Source organism: Brevibacillus invocatus (assembly GCF_003710915.1).
In the GTDB taxonomy this organism is placed as follows: Bacteria; Bacillota; Bacilli; order Brevibacillales; family Brevibacillaceae; genus Brevibacillus; species Brevibacillus invocatus.
This window is the reverse complement of the sequence record NZ_RHHR01000008.1, coordinates 174,638-195,289: the sequence shown is the minus strand read 5'-3', so window position 1 is coordinate 195,289 and position 20,652 is coordinate 174,638. Positions and strand designations below refer to the sequence as shown.

The following is a 20,652-nucleotide window of genomic DNA, read 5'->3' as shown; positions in this document are numbered from 1 at the left end:
ATGGGAGAGGTAAAAGTAAGAGCGACTGAATTGACAGAAGAACAACAGCAGGAGCTGGATCTGGCGTTTGAAAAGGCAAGAAAAGCGCTGGCGATCATTGAGACCTACGATCAGGAGCGAGTGGATCGTCTGTGCCAAGCGGTGGCGTGGGCTGTTGCAAACAAGAAAACATTCGCACGTCTGGTAGAGATGGGCATCGAGGAAAGCAGACTGGGTGATCCTGAGAGCCGCATGAACAAGCGATTTAAAATTCGCGGGATCCTGCGCGATGCGCTTCGCCAAAAAAGTATCGGAATCATCGAAGAAATCCCGGAAAAGGGCATTGTAAAATACGCGAAGCCGGTCGGCATCATCGCTTCCATCGTTCCGACGACCAACCCGGATCTGACTCCGGCAGGTACCGCGATCTATGCGATCAAAGCCAGAGACGTAGTTATTTATTCTCCACATCCGCGCTCCAAGAAAACGTCATTCGAAACGGTTCGCCTGATGAGAGAAGCGCTGGAGCGTGAAGGTGCGCCTGCTGACATCCTGCAATGCCTGACCAACGTCAACATTCCGATGACCAAAGCCTTGATGGCACGGGCAGATCTGGCACTGGCAACTGGCGGAAAAGACATGGTGAAGAGCGCGTACAGCTCAGGAACACCTGCTTATGGCGTAGGTGCGGGTAACGCAACCATGATTATCGATGAAACCGCAGATACAGCGGATGCTGCAAAAAACACCATGCTGAGCAAGACCTCTGACTTTGGTTCTGGCTGCTCCTCTGATGGCAATCTGATCATCAGTGACAAGATTTTTGACGACATGCTGGAGCAATTGCAAAAGGTCGGCGGATATTTGGCAAATGAAGAAGAAAAAGCAAAGCTGCGTGCTGTCATGTGGGACGACGAAGGACATCGCTTGCCGACCACAGTCGCTCTGGCGCCGCAAAAGCTGGCTGAAATCGCCGGGTTCTCCATTCCGGATGATCGTAAATTCATCATCGTCAGAGGCGACAAAATCGGAAAAGAATATCCATTCTCCGGAGAAAAACTGACGACTCTGCTAGCTGTCTACAAGTACGAGGGCGAGTTCGAGAATGCGCTGGATATGATGCGTGCGGTCTACGAGGTAGGAGGGAAAGGTCACTCTTGCGGAATCTACTCCTTCAATGATGACCACATCCACCGTCTGGGTATGGCTGCTCCTGTCAGCCGGATCATGGTACGTCAGCCGCAATCCAAGGCAAACGCTGGAGCTTTCAACAACGGGATGCCGATGACTTCCAGCCTGGGCTGCGGAACCTGGGGCGGCAATATCGTCTCCGAGAATGTGCACCTGAAGCACTATATGAACACAACTTGGGTTTCACGCCCGATTCCAGAAGACAAACCATCTGATGAGGAATTGTTCGGAGAGTTTTTCAATCCTGAGTTGGAGAAGTAAACCTGCTTTTTCCAAAAGACATCCACCATCATACGATTGGAGGAATAACCAAGTGGCGAAGCAATTTTCCTTAGCGTATCTGACTGTGCTAGGCTGCCCACCGGACGAGATGATTGAAATCGCGGCAAGAACTGGTTATGACTTCGTCAGTTTAAGACCCATTTACATGGGTCTTCCTGGCGAACCAAACTACTCGCTTGCTGATAATAAGGAGTTGATGCAAAAGACAAAGAGAGCGCTTTCCGACACGGGCATCAAGCTGCTCGACATCGAATTGGCAAGGATTTACGATGGCGTAGATCCAAAGCGCTACCTGCCTTCGATGGAAGCGGCTGCCGAGTTGGGGGGGCGTCATGTCTTGAGCAGTATCTGGACGGATGACCGCAATTTTGCCGTCGAGCGCTTCGCGGAGCTGTGCGATTTGGCAAAACCGTTGGGACTGACGGTGGAGCTGGAATTCGTTCCGATCGCCAGCGTATCCACGCTTGCAGGTGTACTTGATGTCCTCCATACAGTCAAGCGAGACAATGCAGGTGTCATGCTCGACATGCATCACTTCCATCGCTCGGGCGATAAAGTAGAGGATCTGGACGCCATCCCACGTGAATGGTTCCGTTTCTTCCACCTGTGCGATGCGCCAGTCGAGATTCCGACCGCCAAGGAGGAAATGACGCGCATTCTCCGCGAGGCACGCCTGTATGTAGGGGAGGGCGGCATCGATATTGCGAGTGTGGTAAACCGGATCCCGGAGATTCCATACTCCATAGAATTGCCGAACACCAAACGATCTCAGGAGCTGGGCTACGAGGAATTTGCCCGCCGATGCCTGGAGTCAGCGAAGGCGTATTTTGAAAAGCACCCGCGCACTAATCAAGAGTCTTTGTCGACCGATAAAAAAAAACTAATTGAAGTATAGGAGAAGCGATATGAAAAAGATATTGATGCTGCATGGAATCAATCACAACATGTTTGGCAAGCGGGACCCGAAGCAATACGGCACGGTCACGCTGGATGAGATCAATGCGAAATTGAAAGGGCTGGCTGACGAGCTGGGCGTCGAGATCGAGTGCTATCACTCCAATCATGAAGGAGAGATGGTAGAGAGAATTCACCAGGCTTATCAGGAAGAGAAGGATGCCGTCATCATCAATGCTGGCGCATGGACGCATTACAGCTACGGCCTGCGTGATGCACTCGCCATTCTTACGGTTCCGATCATTGAAATTCATATGTCCAACATCCACGCCAGAGAAGAGTTCCGCCATCACTCTGTATTTGCGGAGATCGCAAAAGGCCAAATTTGCGGCTTCGGGGTCGAAAGCTACCTGCTAGGTCTGAGAGCAGCTGTAGCGTCGATCGAGGAATAATCAGTTAAGTAAATCTTATCAATAAAATATTTACTTTAGAAGTAGAAAAATGTCGATTCTATACTATAATAGTATTTATAAAAATTTTTAAAAATATTTAAAAATAAAAATGAAGGGGGAAAATGTATGTTACGCAAGACAGCTATTTCTGTAATCGCTTTCAGTATGCTGATGTTGGCGGGATGTGGTTCCCAACCAGCAAGTAATGCTAGCAATTCCAGCGCACCTCAAGGAAATGCGAGCGCACCACAAGAAAGCACCACCAACTTTCCGACAGGTACTGTAACCGGTGTCATTCAGTGGGGAGCAGGTGGAGCGTTGGACACCATGTCACGCAAAATCGGTCCTTTGGCTGAAAAACACTTGGGGAACTCCCTCGTTCTGACGAATAAACCAGGTGCGACTGGCGCCATTGCCGTACAGTATGTTAACGATAAAAAATCCGATGGACACAACCTGCTGTTTGCAGCAGAAAATCCTGCGCTTTACGGGGTCATGAAGATTTCTGATGTGGACTTCAAAGATTTCTACCCTGTAAACATCCTGGCTCGCGGGATCGCAACAGTGGTTGTTCCGGGGGATTCCAAATACCAAACGCTTGATGACCTGATCAAGGATGCACAAGCAAACCCTGGCAAAGTCAAAATGGCTTCTACTGGACCAGGAGGACTGCCTTTCACGGTCACCACGATGCTCGGTACTGTAACGAATACCCAGTACAACATGGTTCCATTTGATGGAGACGGACCTTCACTGACTGCACTGCTCGGCGGACACCTTGATGCAACTGTTCTGGGATTGCCTGCAGCGATTGAGAATGCCAAAGCAGGAAAAGTTCGCGTACTGTCTGTAATCAACGACGAGAGAATCGACGAGCTGAAAGATGTTCCAGCAGTCGTAGAAACATTGCCAGATATGAAAAAATACCTCCCATGGGGACCTTTCTATGGCGTGTGGGTGAAAAAGGATACACCGGATGACGTGAAAAAATATTTGGTAGACGTTTTTGCTAAGGCACAGCAAGATCCAGATTTCCAAGACTTCCTGTCGAACTCGGGTGCGATCTCTGTAGGGATCTCGGGTGACGAAGCCGTGAAATACTGGATGGATTGGCAATCGACTACGGCTTGGTTGCTGCAGGATGCAGGAGCTGCAAAAGTAAGTCCGGCTGATTTGAACATCGAGAAAAAGAATTAGGTGATGACATGGTAGCGGGAAAATATATTTCTACACTCCTGATTGTAATCAGTCTTGCAGTTGTAGTGTTATCGTTTAACATCGAAGAACAGGATGTATTTGACCCTTCCTCTCCTTCCTTTTTTCCTGCGTTAGTTGGCGTTGTCATGCTCATTAGTGCTCTTATGATTGCCAGAAGAGGGATTCAATCTCCCTCTTCTGCGCAAGAAGAGACGAAGCAGCATGTAGCGGTTGAAGGAAACGACGAGGAAGAACCTGAGAAAGAGATGTATGAAAAAGAGAACATCACCCAAAAAGGGATCAATATTCGATTGATTTTATTCACTGCCCTCGTTGTTCTTTTCGCCATCCTGATGAATTATATCAATTTCATGGTTCTCTCTTTCTTGTTTCTCTTTGGATCGATGCTTCTGCTCAGCAGAGAAAAAATGCTTCGCAGCTTCATCGTTTCCCTGATTGTTTCGGTAGCGTTTTATTATACGTTCGTCCATGTCTTCCACATTGTGTTTCCCTAGTTAAGGAGTGTTTAGCATGTTAGATCAGATACTAGTACCCTTCATGGATATTCAACTGCTGATCCTGATCGCCTTGGGAACCCTTTTTGGTGTCGTGAAAGGACTTTTGCCTGGGCTGTCTGTTACGATGGCAGTTACCCTTCTAGTTTCTTTGACCTATACCTGGGAAACGATTCCCGCGATCGTGACGATGATTGCCGTGTTTTATGGCGGAGTGTACGGAGGCGCGCGCTCTTCTATTCTGATCAACGTCCCTGGTTCAGCTTCCTCGCTGGCACATACTTTTGACGGATATCCGTTGACGAAAAGAGGAGAAGCAGGGGTCGCCATCGGGATTACGACGATTTACGCGGTGATTGGTGGCGCGATCGGACTCTTGTGCCTCGGGGTAGCAGCTCCGTTTCTGGGTGAGCTTGCCTTGGGATTTGCTGCACGCGATTACTTCCTGATCATGTTCCTCGGCCTGCTCTTGGTTGGTGGACTCAGCGAAGGCTCGATGGCCAAAGCCATTTTCGTGGCAGGTGTAGGTGTAACGCTTGGAATGGTGGGGATGGATTCCCTTACCGGTGTAGAACGCTTTACTTTTGGAAATCTGGAGTTGAAAAGCGGGATTAACTATATCGCGTGTATGCTAGGTTTGTTTGGATTGTCGGAAGTTTTGATTCAGCTGCACAATCTCGGAAAAACCAAAGCGGATGTCATTATTGGAAAAGTTCTGCCTCCACTCATCTATCTGATCAAGTTTTTGCCTCTCACTATTCGTACAGCCATTATCGGTGTCGTAGTCGGCATTCTGCCCGGTGCCGGTGGGGAAATCTCTTCCTTGCTCGCCTATGACCATGCCAAAAAGACAGTAAAAAATCCGACCCGTCCATTTGGTAAAGGTGCCTATGAAGGCCTGGTCGCACCAGAAGTAGCAGTAATGTCTACAAACGGTGGCGCGATGATTCCGATGCTGACCTTGGGGATTCCGGGGGATGCGGTTACCGCGGTTTTGATCGGTGCCATGACCATTCACGGCTTGAAGCCAGGTCCGATGCTAATGGTGGAAACCCCTGAATTGTTCTGGATCATTCTGGGTGCTGCACTCGTTTCCCTCATCTTCATTGTTATCTGGGGACTCTCTGCGATTTCTTTCTTCGCCAGAGTCATCTTGATCCCTAAATACGTATTGATGCCGATCATCGTGTTCTTTACCGTTATTGGTTCGTACGGGATTAACAATAGTGTCGCAGATGTGTACTGGATGATCGTCTTTGGGGTAATCGGTTACTTGCTGAGACTGTATAAGTTCCCGACTGGACCTATGGTCTTGGGGATTATTCTCGGTCCACAGATGGATGTGTACTTGCGAAGAGCGATTATTACTGAGGAAGGCAGCATCTGGGGCTTCGTATCCAGCTTGTTTATCCATCCGATCAGCTTGATCCTGACTCTCTTCGTTCTGTTTACCCTTTTCTCGCAGACTGCCCTCTATAAAAAAGTGAAGGGCCAACTGCTCCAGAAATTCTCGAAAAAATCAGCTGATGTCTAAGGTTAGAGTGCTAAGATGCAAGGAGGTGGTAAAGAGTGAAAACGATCTTCGTCCCTGGTTTGGACAAATCCTTTTCGAAGCTCATTCTGGGAACATCGGGTCTGTCTACCGATCAACAGGTTGCGTTTGAGATGCTGGACACGTTCGTTGCCCTTGGTGGCAACACGCTCGATACCGCTAATCTCTATAACCGGGGAAAAAGTGAACAAATGATCGGGCGCTGGATGCAAGCGCGAAACAACCGTGAACAGATGGTTATTGTAGATAAAGGCGGACATCATTTTGTGGCTGAGGATGGGACTCACGATGCATCTGTGAACAGGGTGAATCCGGAGGAAATCACGAAAGACATGGTAGAAAGCATGGAGCGGCTGCAAGTAGACTATGTAGACGTGTACATGCTGCATCGGGATGATCCTGCCGTTCCTGTAGATGCATTGATGGACATGCTGGAGAATCATATCCGTGCTGGTCGAATCAGACGGGCGGGTGTATCGAACTGGTCCTATAAGAGAATCGAGGAAGCCAATCAGTATGCGGATCAAAAAGGATATCATCGCTTGCTGGTGAACAGCCCATCCTTCAGCCTAGCGAAAGCGAACGAACCCAGGTGGCCTGGAACGGTCTATATCGATCAGGAATACGAGCAGTGGCATCGAAAGACGCAAATGCCGATGCTGTCCTGGGCGTCACAGGCGAGTGGCTTCTTTACGGGTCGTTTTGCACCCGACATCACTGACAACCCTGACATGGTACGTGTATACTACAGTGAAGCAAACTGGGAGCGATTTTCGCGGGCGAAAGAATTGGCAGCACAAAAAGGAAGCCGTTATACCGCGAATCACATCGCCCTGTCTTATGTCTTGAATCAGCCATTTCCCACTTGCGCTGTAATAGGACCGCAAAATGTGGAGGAATTAAGAGACTGCTTCGTCGCACTGGAGCTTCCATTAAGTGAAGAGGAAGTCAGATGGATCAATCTCGAATGACCGTACGAAAACGTATAGCGCTAGTGTGAAATACCCCCAACCTTGCTGCCGGTTGGGGGTATTGTTTGATCTAGGCTTGTTTGAAGGATACAGAATCCAGTATATAATCCCGAAAAGCCATAACGGCTGGGGGGTGGTAGGTATGCTTGAGCAAGGCGAGAACGGTCGGCTTTTTGATCGATTTCGTCAATGCGATGGTAGAAACCTTATCGTTGTCGCTCGATTTCACTCCTTTGGAGGAGACGAGGGAAACCCCCATCTCTTTGCTGACCAGGTCAAACCGCGAGTACAGGCTGCTGCTTTCGCAAACGATATCCGGATCAAAATTGGCGTCTCGACAAGCTTGCAAGGCTAAATTGTACGCGCTGTGTGTTCGACTCGGAAAAATAAACTTCTCCTGGGCTGCTTCGGCCAAGTCGATTTTGTCTCTTTGGGCCAAAGGGTGATTTTTGGGGGTTACGAGAACCAGGTCATCATCAATCAGCTCGTAAATATCAGCTGTTGTTTGCAGATTCATTTCTACAGGAGGGGTAATGATGGCGATATCGATTTGGAGCGTTTGCAGCATTTCCAACAGTTTGTAGCTTCCTTCCTCCACAATCATGATGTTCAAGCCAGGATAATCCTTTTGAAAGTTCACGATGATATTGGCCAGATTGCTCATGGAGTTGATCGCACCGATTTTGATTTTCCCTTTTGAAAGACCCGCGTACTCTTGCATCCGATTTTTGGCTCTTTCGATATCCGACAAGATTCGCTTCGCATAAAAGATAAATTCTTCTCCTGCCGGAGTGGGCCTGACCGTACGGGTCGTCCGATCGAAGAGCTTGACCCCCAGTTCTTCCTCTAATTTCGTCACTTGCTGAGAGAGTGTTGACTGCGAGACACAGATCTCTTCTGCCGCACGTGTAAAATGATTGTGCCTGGCAATTTCAATGACGTACTGTAACTGATGCAATTCCATAAGGACACCAGCTTTCTATTTATGGTTATTACTTATTAATACTTTGATTATACAGATTGAATTTTATAAATAATAGGGCGATACTGTTCTTAATTCATGAAATTTTTGATCATTAATAGTGAAAATGAAAACGCTTATTTTCGCAGACAATCAGGAGGTGGCAAATAAGCATCAGGTAAGTGGTGAGTGAAGAAATTTTACTAAAGGTATAGACATGAGGTGGCAGACACAATGTTTGAATCGGCAGTAACGGAGTTGGGTTTTAAATACGGCGGCGATCTGCATACGGAGATCCTGGTGATGGGCGGCGGTTTCGCCGGGATTGGGGCAGCTGTAGGAGCAGCTAAATGCGGGGCGGAAGTGCTTCTCATCGAAAAATACGGTTTTCTCGGCGGAATGGCTACTACCGCCGCAGTGAGCACGATTTGCGGCGCTTATTCGGCTGATAAAGAAAGCAAGATTATCGGCGGGGTAAGAGACGAGCTGTTCCTGGAGCTCGGCAAGCTGGGCGGAGCGAATGAAGGCGTTGATTTTGGGCAGCATCGGGCAGATACGTGCGACCATCACTTACTCAAAGTCGCCATTGACCGCTTGTTGGCCCATTATGAGAAGATCCAGCTCCTGCTGCATACACAAGTCATTGGCGTGAAAAAAGAAAGCGGAAACATCCAATATGCTATCATTACGAACAAAGAGGGAGTCTTCCGCGTATTCGCTCAAAAATTTGTGGATTGTACGGGAGATGCAGACGTTATACCGATGGTAGACGCCCCTTATGTAATTGGCAATGAAACAGGGCAGGTACAAGCAGCGACGACCATTTTTAAAATGGGAGATGTCGATTTCACGGAAGCAAGGACGTTCACCCGTCAGCAATATAAGGATTTGGCGCAAGCAAGCATTGACAAGAGCGAGTATGCGTTTACCCGGACTTCAGGGGTTTATATGGAATCTGCCGTAGGCAATTCGGTCATTGCCAACTTGAACTGGATCTCTTTTTCAGCCATCGATGCCAAACAACTGACAGAAGCCGAAATCGAGGGTAGAAGATCCAGTGTGGAGTACAGCAAGTTTTTGCGAGATAAGGTCCCTGGCTTCAAGGATTCTCATTTGAGTGAAATCGCTACGCAAATCGGCGTCAGAGAGTCGAGAAGAATTGTAGCTGACTTTGTTCTGACAGAGGAACACGTGATGCAGGGAGCCACGTTTGAGGACGGGATTTGTTGGGGGGCTTGGCCAGTCGAATATCACGATGCTGCCGAGAACAGGACCATCAAGACTTACTTGAAGCAAAACTACCAGATTCCATATCGGACGATGATTCCTGGGAATGTCGATAACCTGCTTGTCGCAGGAAGATCGATTTCCACCACACATTTTGCCAATGCCTCCACAAGAGTCATGGCCATCTGCATGGCGATCGGACAAGCGGCAGGGGTCGCATGTGCGCTGAGCATGCAGGATCAGGTACTGCTGAAAGATATCGATACAAGCAAATTAAAGAAGCAACTTCGCGAGCAAGGCGCCATTATTTAGGGATTGATTAGGGGGAGAATGTTCATGTTCAAACATAAAAAGCGTTCATTTTGGAAAAAGGGAGCAGCCTTTTGCTTGCTGACGAGCATGCTTCTCGTGTCGGCATGCAGCAGCGGCCAGGGAGATAGCGGCCAGCCACAATATCCGACGAGACAGATCGAGGGTATCGTTCCTTTCGGAGCAGGTGGAGGGACCGACCTGGTGGCGCGAGCGATTGCCACAGTCGCTGAAAAACAGCTCGGTCAATCGATTAACATCACGAACAAACCAGGTGCGACAGGCACTGTAGGAACTAAGTACGTTTTTGACAAAGAAGCAGATGGCCATTCCTTGCTGTTCGCTGCAGAAAACCCGACTGTATATGGTGTACTTCAGCTTTCAGAGCGCAGCTTTGAGGAGTTCTATCCCGTTCACATCATGGGCCGCGGGTTGGCTGCCATTACTGTAAACGAAAGCTCGAAATACAAAACCATGACCGATCTGATGAATGATGTAAAGGCAAATCCTGCCGATATTAAAATGGGGACGACTGGACCGGGCGGACTGTCCTACATGGTAACCGCAATGATCAGTCAGAGTGAGAACGTTGAATTCAACATGGTTCCTTTTGATGGTGAAGGCCCAATCGTTACAGCGCTGCTCGGTAACCATATTGACGTATCGATCGTCAGCTTGTCGAAGGCAATCGAAAACGCGAAAGGCGGGAAGGTTCGCGTCCTGGCTGTCGTAAACGATGCAAAGGTAGAAGAGCTTCCAGACGTGCCAGCCATTACCGATGAATTGCCAGCTATGTCGAAGTACATGCCATGGGGACCGTTCTATGGCGTGTGGGTGAAAAAAGAAGCGCCTGACTACGTCAAGCAAACGTTGGAAAAAACATTCGCAGAAGCTTCCAAGGATGCCGATTATCAAGCATTGCTGAAAAATTTGGCAATTATCCCGATGGGCATCAGCGGGGAAGAGGCGGAGAAGTTCTGGCGCGAACAGCAGTCGATCTCTGCTTGGCTGCTTCAAGATGCAGGTGCAGCGAAAGTAAGCCCTGAAACCTTGAACATCCCTAAGAAACAGTAGTGTTCTAGTAAAGGTACAAGTTCAAGTTCCACTGTCATTTTGCAAGGAGGGGTAGACGCTATCCCTCTTTGCAAATATGATCATTGTCAGGAATCTGGCTGGCATCGGAACGATTGGAAAGGAGCAAGCTTATGGTGGCCGATCGTGTCGGAGGTTTGATCAGCATCATCTTTGGTGGGCTTTCCCTCTACGAAGCTTTTCGATTATACCCTACCAGGTTGAGTTTTTACGTCGGGGATCACATCATGCCGGGCGTGATCGGGATCGGATTGATCGTGCTTGGTTTACTCGCGGTCTTTGTAAAAGGGCAAAGTTTTAAAGTTGAATTCCCTGACCGTCAAATGCTGCGGAAAATTATCGGCATTTTTGGCGTTTTATTGGGCTATTGTGTTCTACTCTATTTTCTAGGCTTTGCCATCGGAACTTTTATCATTTCCATCGCGTTATTTCGGATTATCGGTTCCTACAATTTTCGTAAATCGGTCATCTTCTCTGCGATTCAGACGGTATGTGTATACGCAGTATTTGTCTACTGGCTCGATATGCCATTCCCTGCTGGGATATTCAACTTGTGATTCAGGGGGTGACTTGTAAATGGAAACTTTAAACTTACTGCTAGACGGATTTTCGGTTGCCTTATCACCCATGAACATCATGATGGCTCTGTGGGGAGCGTTGATTGGCACGCTAGTAGGCATGCTGCCGGGTCTTGGACCGACTTCCACCATTGCGATATTGCTGCCGGTCACCACCGTTCTTGGGCCGACAGAAGGGATTATCATGTTGGCGGGGATCTATTACGGCTCCATGTACGGGGGGTCGACTACCGCCATTTTGCTCAATATTCCAGGTGAGGTATCTGCTGTTCCTACATCCTTGGATGGGTATCCGTTAGCCAAACAAGGCAGGGGTGGACCGGCGCTTGGCATTGCCGCGATCGGTTCCTTTGTAGCCGGAACGATGGGTGTCATTGGCCTTGTTTTCTTCGCTCCTCTGCTTGCTGATCAGGCATTGAAATTCGGTTCGCCCGAATATTTTGCCTTGATGTTCCTGGCGTTAACGGTCATCGTCAATTTGGCTGGCGCGTCTTTGATCAAAGGCTTGATCATGGGACTCTTTGGCTATTTGCTCTCCATGACAGGGGTTGGACTTACCGGTGGTCAGGTGCGCTTCAGCTTCGGAATCGAGCCATTACAAGCAGGCATCGATATCATCAGCGTCGTGATCGGTTTATTCGCCATTTCGGAAGTTATCAAAGGAATGGAAGAGAACACGAAATCGATTGCTGTTGGCAAAATTACCAACATTTATCCCAAGTTCAAGGAAATACGCGAGAATTCCGGAGCGATGTTCCGTGGAGGTTTAGTCGGTTTTTTCCTGGGGCTCTTGCCGGGATGCTCCGCAGCCGTTACAACCTTTTTGGCCTATGACCTGGAGAAAAAAGTATCAAAACACCCTGAAAGATTTGGTCATGGTGAAATGAAAGGGGTTGCGGCCCCTGAAGCGGCGAATAATGCAACCAGCTCATCGGGTTTTATTCCCTTGTTTGCTCTGGGGATTCCAAGCTCAACCACATTAGCCGTTCTGTTAGCGGGCTTCATGATTAACGGGCTGACGCCAGGACCTACTTTGTTTGAAGAGAACGGTGAATTTGTATGGGCAGTTATTGCCAGTATGTTCGTCGGCAACGTGATGCTGCTGGTCTTGAATTTGCCGTTGATCGGGCTGTGGGCGAAATTGACCAAAATCCCTTATGGCATCATGGGACCTGTCATTTTGATTCTCAGCTTTGTCGGGGCTTATTCGATCAATAACAGCTTGTTCGATGTCTTTATCGCCATCATCTTTGGTGTCATTGGCTATTTCCTGAACAAATATCGTTGGCCGGTCGTTCCATTGCTCTTGGCCTTTGTTTTGGGACCCATGTTTGAAAAATCGTTTATCCAGTCTATGGCGATGTCGAAAGGAAGCTTTGCTATCTTCTTCACAAGACCGATTTCATTGACCATCTTCCTGTTAGCCATCGTTCTGTTCGTCCTTTCTATTGTGATGATGAGACGGACAAAATCACGGGTAAAGGATGCTGTGGGCTCTGATGTAGAGATCACGGAGTAATCATGTACAGCGTTTCCCATTTCCCACTTGCGCTGTAAACGATCGCATCAGGTGGATGAATGAAGAGACTGCTTCGTCAAGCTCGTATGACGGATCAATCGCGAATAGCCGTACACAACGAATAGCGCTGGTGCGAAATACCCCCAACTTCTCATGGAGTTGGGGGTTCTGATCTTTGTATGGATGTGGCGGTCACAGAGGATCATGAACGCTAGCTTATCTTTGAAAAAATTCGACCCATTCACCTTCCGGGCCAAAAATGAAAAAGTAGCGGTAGCCATTTGGCAGAGTGACGATTTCTTTGTCTACGAACTGCGCTCCGAGCCATTGGTGTGGGTGATTTTTCCCTTGAGTTCAAACCCGACCACCGTTTGATAGAACGCGATCGCTTTCTCAAAATCTTTCACTACCATTCCCACGTGATCCATGCGCTTATTGGCCATGTATTCCGCCTCATCTCTTTGTAGATTATTTCCTTTATTAAAAACCCTATTAAACATAGTTGTAAAGTAGATGTTTTGAAAGGAAAGAAGGCGAATAATCGGTAGTTTATGAAAGATTTTGTCTACTGAATTAAATAGACTAAATATTCAAATAATAATAAAATGTTGTTAAATCTGTCGAAAAGGTGGGACGTTGATGAAAGGCGATACTGGGAAAGAGTCATTCGAAGAGTCTATATCCGTGAGTCCAGCACATAGCGATCATGGCAATGATCAGGCTGATTGGGCAGACGCCCGCGCTTATTCACGCAGAGAATTTTTAACAAAAGCGGCCATGCTGGGCTTAGCGGCTGCTGTACCGACCAGTCTAATCGGTGTCAGTGCTGCGAGAGCAGAAGAAGCACAAGGCACGAATGTCGCAGCAGCAGCACCCATGTCGGGAGACCTATTCAAGACAGGCGGTACCATCGTGGATGTACCTGGAGTAAAAGTTGGGCAGATGCAGGACTTGAGCGCCATGACGGGCTGCACCGTAGTGGTGCTGGAAAAAGGGTCGGCTTGTGGAGTAGACGTTCGCGGCTCGGCTCCTGGAACGAGAGAAACGGATCTTCTCAATCCCATCAATATGGTGGAAAAGGTAAATGCCATCGTATTGACTGGCGGCAGTGCGTATGGTTTGGACTCAGCAAGCGGAGTCATGCGTTATCTGGAAGAGCAGGGGATCGGTCACAATGTCGGGGTGGGAGTTGTCCCCATCGTTCCTGCTGCGGTGATTTTTGACCTGTCCTTTGGCAGCGCCAAAATTCGACCGGATCAGCAGATGGGCTATGAAGCCGCCAAAATAGCCAGCAAGGATCCGGTCAAACAAGGAAATGCAGGGGCAGGGACAGGCGCAACAGTCGGAAAGCTTGCTGGTGGAAAGCGAGCGATGAAAGGGGGGCTTGGTTCCGCATCGATTCAGCTGCCTAACGGATTGGTGGTGGGAGCGGTGGTTGCAGTCAATGCAGTGGGACAGGTACAGGACCCTGTATCCGGTGAGATTTTAGCTGGAGCACGCGATGATTCTGGAAAAATTCGTGATGCGCTTTCCTGGATGATCGAGCAGGCTTCGCCTCCGGTACCGAGCGGAACGAATACGACGATTGCGGTAGTCGCAAGCAATGCCAATCTGAACAAGACCCAGGCTAACAAAGTAGCCCAAATGGCGCATAACGGCCTAGCGAAAACGATTTTCCCCGTCCATACCATGAACGATGGCGATACGGTCTTTGCTGTTGCGACTGGAGGAGTAGACGCTTCCGTCAATCTCGTGGGGACCTTGTCCGCAGAAGTATTGGCGGCTGCAGTCGTGAATGCTATCAAAGCAGCTGAGGGAGCTGAAGGGCTTCCGGCTTACCGGGATCTTACATAAAAAGCTGATGCCTATTCGCAAGGGCGAGTAGGTCTTCATGCTTTTTCACATCTCGGGATTGTGGGATTGGGAGAGTTCATCGTTTAAAATACCTTCGATTGGGGTATAGAATGGTGTACGCTGTTTGAATAGCATTGGATTTTTGTAATTTTATGCAAAATTTAGTATATAAAATACATTTTTATGGCTATTCAACTGATTAAGAGGGTGCCCACCACATTCATCTTCAATGATGTCCAGCCCAGTAGTGCTGGGCTTTTTTTTATTCCTTCCATTCGCTTTATGTCCCCTATTACTATTTTTTATATCCTCATGAGAGTTTCCTATTGGATTTAAAATTGTTTTAAAAGTACTATTTTTATCAATATACAGAATAATCTAATAAAAATAAGGAGGAAAAAGAAAACAGCTTTGGTTTGTAAGAGAACAGAATGGTTTTCATGCAAGTGGTATTCATCCTATTCATTCTATCTGCAAACGGGGGTATGAACATGAAAAAGAGAACCAAATCTTGGCTGATCCCAACGGTGATTGCATCCCTGCTCTTTACGGGCTGCGCTCCAGCGAGTCAGGAGAATCCAGAGCCTAGTCAGGAACTGACGAAAGGGGAGATCGTGGTTGCCGCTGTTACGGAACCGGATTCTCTGGATATTCACAAAACCTCATCGATTGGCGAACCGACTGAACATTTGTACGCCACACTTTTCGAGCGAGATTTGAATGGAGAGATTGTTCCAGGGTTAGTCAAAGATTACAAGGTTGCAGATGGAGGAAAAGAGATTACGTTTGAATTGAAGGAAAATGCTGTTTTCCATTCAGGGAAACCGATTAATGCCGAAGCAGTCAAGAAATCCTTTGAGCGATTCCTCGAAAAATCGCCTTTTAAAACAAATGCAGGTTCCATTGAAAAAATCGAGGTTCTGGGTGAAACCACGTTCAAAATTACCTGGAGCGAACCGTATGCACCGTTCTTCAGCAATGCTACCTCGGCTTACCTTGCTCCCTTGGACGTATCGACTTTGGATGCACAGGGTGAAGGATTCGACAAAAATGCGAGTGCTGCTGGTCGGCTCCAGCTGACAGAGGTCAAACGAGGAGATTCAGTTGTCTACAAACCGTTTGAGAAAGCGGATTGGGGAGCAAAGGGAACTCCGGGCTTCAGCAAGGTGACCTTCCGCTTCATTCCTGATGATGAGACCCGAATCCTGGAGTTCAAGAAGGGCTCGGTCAACGTCCTGCTGGATGTTCCGTTCCAATATATCGAGGAGCTGGAAAAAGAGCCGGGCGTGGAACTGGAAAGAGTGTCTGACTATGTCATGACCTACTTGGGCTGGAACAATAAATTGCCTATTTTCCAAGATGTAAAAGTGCGTCAGGCCATTGCTCTGGCTGTCGATCGCGAGCCGATTATCCAAAATACGATGAGAGGTGCGGCGAAGCCAGTATTCGGTCCTCTGCCAGAGGTGGTCAATGGACATAGCCCAGCCATCGAAGAAAAAGCACGTCAAAAGTATACACAGGACAAAGAAAAAGCGAAGCAGCTGTTGGCCGAAGCGGGTTGGTCCGAGAAGAACGGAGAAGGCATTGTGATGAAGGATGGCAAGCCCTTCTCGGTAGAAATGTGGGTGCAAAATGAACCTGCCATGCAGCGGGTAGCCCAAATTTTGCAGCATCAGTTAAGAGAGATCGGCATTGATGTGAGATTGACTGTGAAGGAGTCGGCTGCGATTATCGAGCAAACGCCAAAAGGCTCCCACCAAATGATCTTGTGGAGCTATGGCTGGTTCGATGCGGATATCTTGTACTTCCTGCTCTTCGGTAAAGGCAAATCCACTCGCTTGCACTATGAAGTCGATGAACTCGATGCTCTCTTGCAAAAAGGAAGAGTCGAGATGGATCCGGAGAAACGCTTCAAGATTTACGAAGAGGCACAGGAATTCCTGGTTGAACAGTCACCTTGGGTACCGCTCTTTGTTCGTGAGAGCATCACAGCGACACGCGGACTGAAAAATTTCAAGAAGCATCCGATCTCTAACAGAATTATCTGGCAGGATGTAGAGGTAACCGAATAATTACAGCACGTACTTGAAGTTTCTTATGTCTAGGGGGGCTTAGATTGCCGTCTTACCTTCTCAAACGATTATTGACAATGGGCGTAACACTCATCGGTGTATCTCTCTTGGTCTTCATGATGCTCCATCTCATCCCTGGTGATCCTGTGAGGTATATCCTGGGAGACTTCGCGACCGAGGAATCGATTGCCGATTTGGAGAGTCGATTGGGCTTGGATAAGCCACTTCCGATGCAATATTTCCGCTATATGGCAGGCGTATTCCAGGGTGATTTGGGTACCTCCTATGTGACGGGCTATACCGTCATGGAAGAGATCTTGAACCGATTTCCCATTACCGCTCAGCTAGCGGTGTACAGTATCATCTTTGGCTCGATATTCGGGATCATCATCGGGATCATTGCGGCGATGAACCAGAATACCATCTTCGATCAGCTCGCCATGGTCATCTCCTTGATCGGAATATCGGCACCGAGCTTTTGGATCGCCTTGTTCCTGATCCTGTTTTTCGCCTATCACCTGGGATTGTTTCCGATATCGGGCTACAAAGGCTTTTACTCGCTCATCCTGCCATCCATCACACTGGGCTTGGGAACAGCGGGGAATATTGCGCGGATGACTCGTTCCAGCATGCTGGAGGTCATCAAGCAGGATTATATCCGCACGGCGAAGGCAAAAGGAGCCAACCTGTATCGATTGATCATTCAGCACAGCCTGCAGAATGCGATGATTCCAGTAACGACGCTGATCGGCTTGCAGTTTGGCGCATTGATGGCAGGAGCTGTCGTGACGGAAACCGTTTTTGCCCTTCCTGGTATGGGAAGCCTGATCGTATCCGCCATTGCGACCCGTGACATTCCTACCGTGCAAGGCTTAATTATGTTCATGGCGTTCCTGTTTATCATCGTCAATCTAGTTGTTGATTTGATTTATACCAAACTCGATCCGCGTATTCGCTACGATTAAATGCTGCTCGACAGGAGTGACAAGCTGGTGCAACTTTTTCCAGCTTGTCAATCTCCTGGCGTGGAAGGAATAGTTGGACTACACATCTCGGAGGGGAGTTCAACCAGATGATGACAAAAACCGAAGGCAATCTGCAGCCAGTCGTTCCGGAGGAGCTGGGATCAGCATCCCTTTCATTCTTTGGTATGGCCTGGAAAAAACTGCGGAAGAACAAAGGTGCGATGTTTGGTGGAGCGATTTTGCTCTTTTTTATTCTCACGTCCATATGTGCGCCTCTCCTAACGAGTTACCCGGTGAACGAGATGAGATTTGATGAGAGTCTGAAGGCACCGAGTGCAGAGCATTGGCTTGGAACCGATGAATTCGGCAGGGACATCTTCACGCGAATCCTGTACGGCGGTCGCGTTTCCCTGCTGATGGGGCTCGTCGCCGTCTCGATTGCCGGTACGGTCGGTGTATTGCTAGGCGTGATCGCCGGTTATTACCGAAGACTGGACCTCTATATTATGCAGCTCATGGATATCCTTTTGGCGTTCCCATCGCTCTTGATGGCCATTGCCATCGTGGCTGTACTCGGTGTCGGCTTGACCAATGCGATGATCGCCGTAGCCATATCGGTCATCCCTTCCTTTGTCCGGGTTGTCAGGGGCTCTGTACTGGCTGTTCGTGAAAAGGAGTACATCGAGTCCGCGAGAGCATTGGGGGTACGGGATTGGAAGATTATCTTCCGCCATATCCTGCCGAATATTGCTTCTCCCATCATCGTTTTGGCGACTTTGCAATTTGGTGTCAGTATCCTGGCCGCTGCAGCCCTGAGCTTCCTTGGACTGGGTGCGCAACCTCCCAACCCGGAGTGGGGGGCATTGGTTTTTGTAGGCAAATCATTCCTGAGCCAGGCTTGGTGGATGACGCTCTTTCCAGGACTGGCAATCATGCTGGTCGTCCTGGGCTTTAACTTATTAGGAGACGGATTGCGTGACGCTCTCGATCCCAGAATGAAATAATCGTGGAATGTTCATGAGACGAAGAAGGGGGCGTAGATCATGGCGAATACAGAAGAAAAAGAGCTTTTAAAAGTGGAGAATATGTATATTCACTTCAAGGCGGAAAACGGCGGTCATATTCAAGCCGTAAAAGACCTGAACCTGACCATCAAAGAAGGGGAAACGCTGGCCGTAGTGGGCGAATCGGGCTGTGGGAAAAGTGTGACCTCCCTTTCGCTGATGAGGCTCATTCCGAAAAATGCAGGCTATACGGAAGGGAAAATCCTCTTTGAGGGGAAGGATCTCAACAAAGTTTCGGAGCGAGAAATGCGTTCCATCCGTGGCAATACCATGTCGATGATTTTTCAAGAGCCGATGACCTCCCTGAACCCTGTGCACAAAATAGGCAAACAGATCGGGGAAGTGATTTATTTGCACTCCTCCCTGTCCCAGGCAGAAATCAAGGAAAAGTCAATTGAGATGCTCAAAAAAGTCGGAATTCCTCGCGCTGAGAAAATCATGGACGAGTATCCGCATCAGCTGTCTGGCGGCATGAGGCAGCGGGTCATGATCGCGATGGCAATGGCTTGCACTCCCAAGCTGCTGATTGCCGACGAACCGACGACAGCACTGGATGTCACGATTCAAGCGCAAATCCTGGAGCTCATGAACGAGCTGAAGAAGGATTTTCATACCGCAATCCTGCTGATTACCCATGATCTGGGAGTCGTTGCGGAGATGGCGGATCGCGTCATGGTGATGTATTACGGACAAATTGTCGAGCAGGCAGATGTGCGTACGCTGCTTAAAAAGCCCAAGCATCCCTATACGGTGGGACTGCTGAATTCGGTGCCAGATATGAATGACGATAGCGACAAGCCACTGGTTCCGATCGTTGGGAATGTGCCCAATCTCGGGGTGATTCAGACAGGCTGTCCTTTTTATGCGAGATGTCCACAAGCTTTTCAAAAATGTCATCTGGAGAATCCGCCATTGTTCGAGCGAGGAGAACAATGGGTCAGGTGCTGGCTGTATGAGAATCAAGAGGTGATCGCATGACGGATGCCCTGCTGGATGTAAAAGAGCTGAAGGTATACTTTCCTGTTGGCAATCGTTTTTTCAACAAGAACAGCCTATTCGTCAAGGCAGTAGATGATATTTCCTTCCGTGTTCAAAAAGGAGAGACTCTGGGGATTGTCGGGGAGAGCGGATGCGGCAAATCCACCATGGGCAGGAGCATCCTGCGACTCATTGAGCCCACTTCTGGGTCGGTCAAGTTTAAAGGCCGAGAAGTAACGGATTTGTCAAAGAATGAATTGCGAAAGCTGCGAAGCGACATCCAGATTGTTTTCCAGGATCCCTATGCCTCGCTAAATCCGCAATTGACGGTTGAGTCGATTCTGGGAGAAGCTCTATCGACGCATCAGATCGGTCAACATGCAAAAGAGCGAAAAGAGATGGTGACCGACCTGCTGGTGAATGTCGGATTAAGCCCGAAGCACGCCGGGCGTTACCCGCATGAATTTAGCGGCGGTCAGCGCCAGAGGATCGGAATCGCGCGGGCCATCGCGGTCAATCCTTCGCTGATCGTTGCGGATGAGCCAGTGTCAGCTTTGGATGTCTCTGTTCAAGCACAGATTTTGAACCTGTTCCAGCACTTGAAAAAAACGTACGAGCTCACGTATATCTTTATCGCGCATGATCTCAGTGTGGTCAAGCACGTCAGTGACCGCATCGGCGTCATGTATCTCGGGAAAATGGTGGAGCAAGCAGGCAAGAAGCAATTGTTCCAGAAGCCATTGCATCCGTACACCCAAGCCCTGATGTCGGCGATTCCGTCACTCGATCCAGATATGAAAAAAGAGAGGATTATCTTGAAGGGAGACGTTCCGAGTCCCATCTCTCCTCCTACAGGCTGCTACTTTAATCCGCGCTGCCAATTTCGCATGGAAGTATGCGAGAAAGTGAAGCCGCGCGAGATCGAAGCAGAACCCGGTCACTTCGTTAGCTGTCATCTCTACGATCGCGACATTCATCCCAACCCTACAGAGAAATGAGG

At 48.6% G+C, this 20,652-nt stretch carries 18 protein-coding genes and 1 pseudogene; 17 read left to right on the top strand and 2 right to left on the bottom strand.

Translation table 11 applies throughout. From position 1 onward, the window contains the following. From EDM52_RS04590 to EDM52_RS04560, 7 genes are all read left to right on the top strand, one after another. Entirely contained in the window at nucleotides 1-1,431 is a 1,431-nt protein-coding gene (locus tag EDM52_RS04590) for an aldehyde dehydrogenase family protein (RefSeq protein WP_122907856.1), read from the top strand. 52 nt (nucleotides 1,432-1,483) lie between these two features. Then, on the top strand, nucleotides 1,484-2,347 hold the full coding sequence (locus tag EDM52_RS04585; protein ID WP_122907855.1) for a sugar phosphate isomerase/epimerase family protein: 864 nt from the start codon (nucleotides 1,484-1,486) through the stop codon (nucleotides 2,345-2,347). Between the two features lie 10 nt (nucleotides 2,348-2,357). After that, nucleotides 2,358-2,798: a type II 3-dehydroquinate dehydratase gene (gene aroQ, locus EDM52_RS04580; protein ID WP_122907854.1), complete on the top strand. Its 441-nt coding sequence runs from the start codon at nucleotides 2,358-2,360 to the stop codon at nucleotides 2,796-2,798. Nucleotides 2,799-2,924: 126 nt separating this feature from the next. Next, a complete protein-coding gene (locus EDM52_RS04575; RefSeq protein ID WP_122907853.1) occupies nucleotides 2,925-3,995 on the top strand; it encodes a tripartite tricarboxylate transporter substrate binding protein in 1,071 nt (356 codons plus the stop codon). Nucleotides 3,996-4,003: 8 nt separating this feature from the next. After that, nucleotides 4,004-4,510, top strand: a complete 507-nt coding sequence (locus tag EDM52_RS04570; RefSeq protein ID WP_122907852.1) for a tripartite tricarboxylate transporter TctB family protein — start codon at nucleotides 4,004-4,006, stop codon at nucleotides 4,508-4,510. Between the two features lie 16 nt (nucleotides 4,511-4,526). Further along, nucleotides 4,527-6,044: a tripartite tricarboxylate transporter permease gene (locus EDM52_RS04565; protein WP_122907851.1), complete on the top strand. Its 1,518-nt coding sequence runs from the start codon at nucleotides 4,527-4,529 to the stop codon at nucleotides 6,042-6,044. A 35-nt stretch (nucleotides 6,045-6,079) separates the two neighbouring features. Beyond that, entirely contained in the window at nucleotides 6,080-7,033 is a 954-nt protein-coding gene (locus EDM52_RS04560; RefSeq protein ID WP_122907850.1) for an aldo/keto reductase, read from the top strand. Between the two features lie 70 nt (nucleotides 7,034-7,103). On the opposite strand, the gene EDM52_RS04555 is transcribed toward EDM52_RS04560, so the two are convergent. Continuing rightward, complete coding sequence (locus EDM52_RS04555) at nucleotides 7,104-7,997, bottom strand: LysR family transcriptional regulator (protein WP_122907849.1); 894 nt, start codon at nucleotides 7,995-7,997, stop codon at nucleotides 7,104-7,106. A 231-nt stretch (nucleotides 7,998-8,228) separates the two neighbouring features. On the opposite strand from EDM52_RS04555, the gene EDM52_RS04550 reads away from it, so the two are divergent. From EDM52_RS04550 to EDM52_RS04535, 4 genes are all read left to right on the top strand, one after another. After that, nucleotides 8,229-9,533: an FAD-dependent oxidoreductase gene (locus EDM52_RS04550; protein ID WP_122907848.1), complete on the top strand. Its 1,305-nt coding sequence runs from the start codon at nucleotides 8,229-8,231 to the stop codon at nucleotides 9,531-9,533. Nucleotides 9,534-9,557: 24 nt separating this feature from the next. After that, on the top strand, nucleotides 9,558-10,604 hold the full coding sequence (locus EDM52_RS04545) for a Bug family tripartite tricarboxylate transporter substrate binding protein (protein ID WP_183184832.1): 1,047 nt from the start codon (nucleotides 9,558-9,560) through the stop codon (nucleotides 10,602-10,604). Nucleotides 10,605-10,735: 131 nt separating this feature from the next. Next, entirely contained in the window at nucleotides 10,736-11,179 is a 444-nt protein-coding gene (locus EDM52_RS04540) for a tripartite tricarboxylate transporter TctB family protein (protein WP_183184830.1), read from the top strand. Between the two features lie 19 nt (nucleotides 11,180-11,198). After that, nucleotides 11,199-12,719, top strand: coding sequence for a tripartite tricarboxylate transporter permease (locus EDM52_RS04535; RefSeq protein ID WP_122907845.1), 1,521 nt, complete (start codon nucleotides 11,199-11,201; stop codon nucleotides 12,717-12,719). A gap of 216 nt (nucleotides 12,720-12,935) precedes the next feature. On the opposite strand, the pseudogene EDM52_RS04530 reads toward EDM52_RS04535, so the two are convergent. Further along, nucleotides 12,936-13,162, bottom strand: a pseudogene (locus EDM52_RS04530) (VOC family protein). Nucleotides 13,163-13,595: 433 nt separating this feature from the next. Between EDM52_RS04530 and EDM52_RS04525 the strand changes: the two are divergent. From EDM52_RS04525 to EDM52_RS04500, 6 genes are all read left to right on the top strand, one after another. Then, nucleotides 13,596-14,573, top strand: coding sequence for a P1 family peptidase (locus EDM52_RS04525; RefSeq protein ID WP_245996514.1), 978 nt, complete (start codon nucleotides 13,596-13,598; stop codon nucleotides 14,571-14,573). A 491-nt stretch (nucleotides 14,574-15,064) separates the two neighbouring features. After that, entirely contained in the window at nucleotides 15,065-16,645 is a 1,581-nt protein-coding gene (locus tag EDM52_RS04520; protein WP_245996513.1) for an ABC transporter substrate-binding protein, read from the top strand. A gap of 44 nt (nucleotides 16,646-16,689) precedes the next feature. Beyond that, nucleotides 16,690-17,610: an ABC transporter permease gene (locus EDM52_RS04515; RefSeq protein WP_122907844.1), complete on the top strand. Its 921-nt coding sequence runs from the start codon at nucleotides 16,690-16,692 to the stop codon at nucleotides 17,608-17,610. A gap of 107 nt (nucleotides 17,611-17,717) precedes the next feature. Then, complete coding sequence (locus EDM52_RS04510; protein ID WP_122907843.1) at nucleotides 17,718-18,614, top strand: ABC transporter permease; 897 nt, start codon at nucleotides 17,718-17,720, stop codon at nucleotides 18,612-18,614. Nucleotides 18,615-18,653: 39 nt separating this feature from the next. Continuing rightward, nucleotides 18,654-19,652, top strand: coding sequence for an ABC transporter ATP-binding protein (locus EDM52_RS04505; protein ID WP_122907842.1), 999 nt, complete (start codon nucleotides 18,654-18,656; stop codon nucleotides 19,650-19,652). Beyond that, nucleotides 19,649-20,650 carry an ABC transporter ATP-binding protein gene (locus EDM52_RS04500; protein ID WP_122907841.1) on the top strand — a complete coding sequence of 334 codons (1,002 nt, stop codon included), beginning with the start codon at nucleotides 19,649-19,651 and terminating at the stop codon, nucleotides 20,648-20,650. Before EDM52_RS04505 ends, EDM52_RS04500 begins: the two co-directional genes overlap by 4 nt. Nucleotides 20,651-20,652 lie beyond the last annotated feature (2 nt).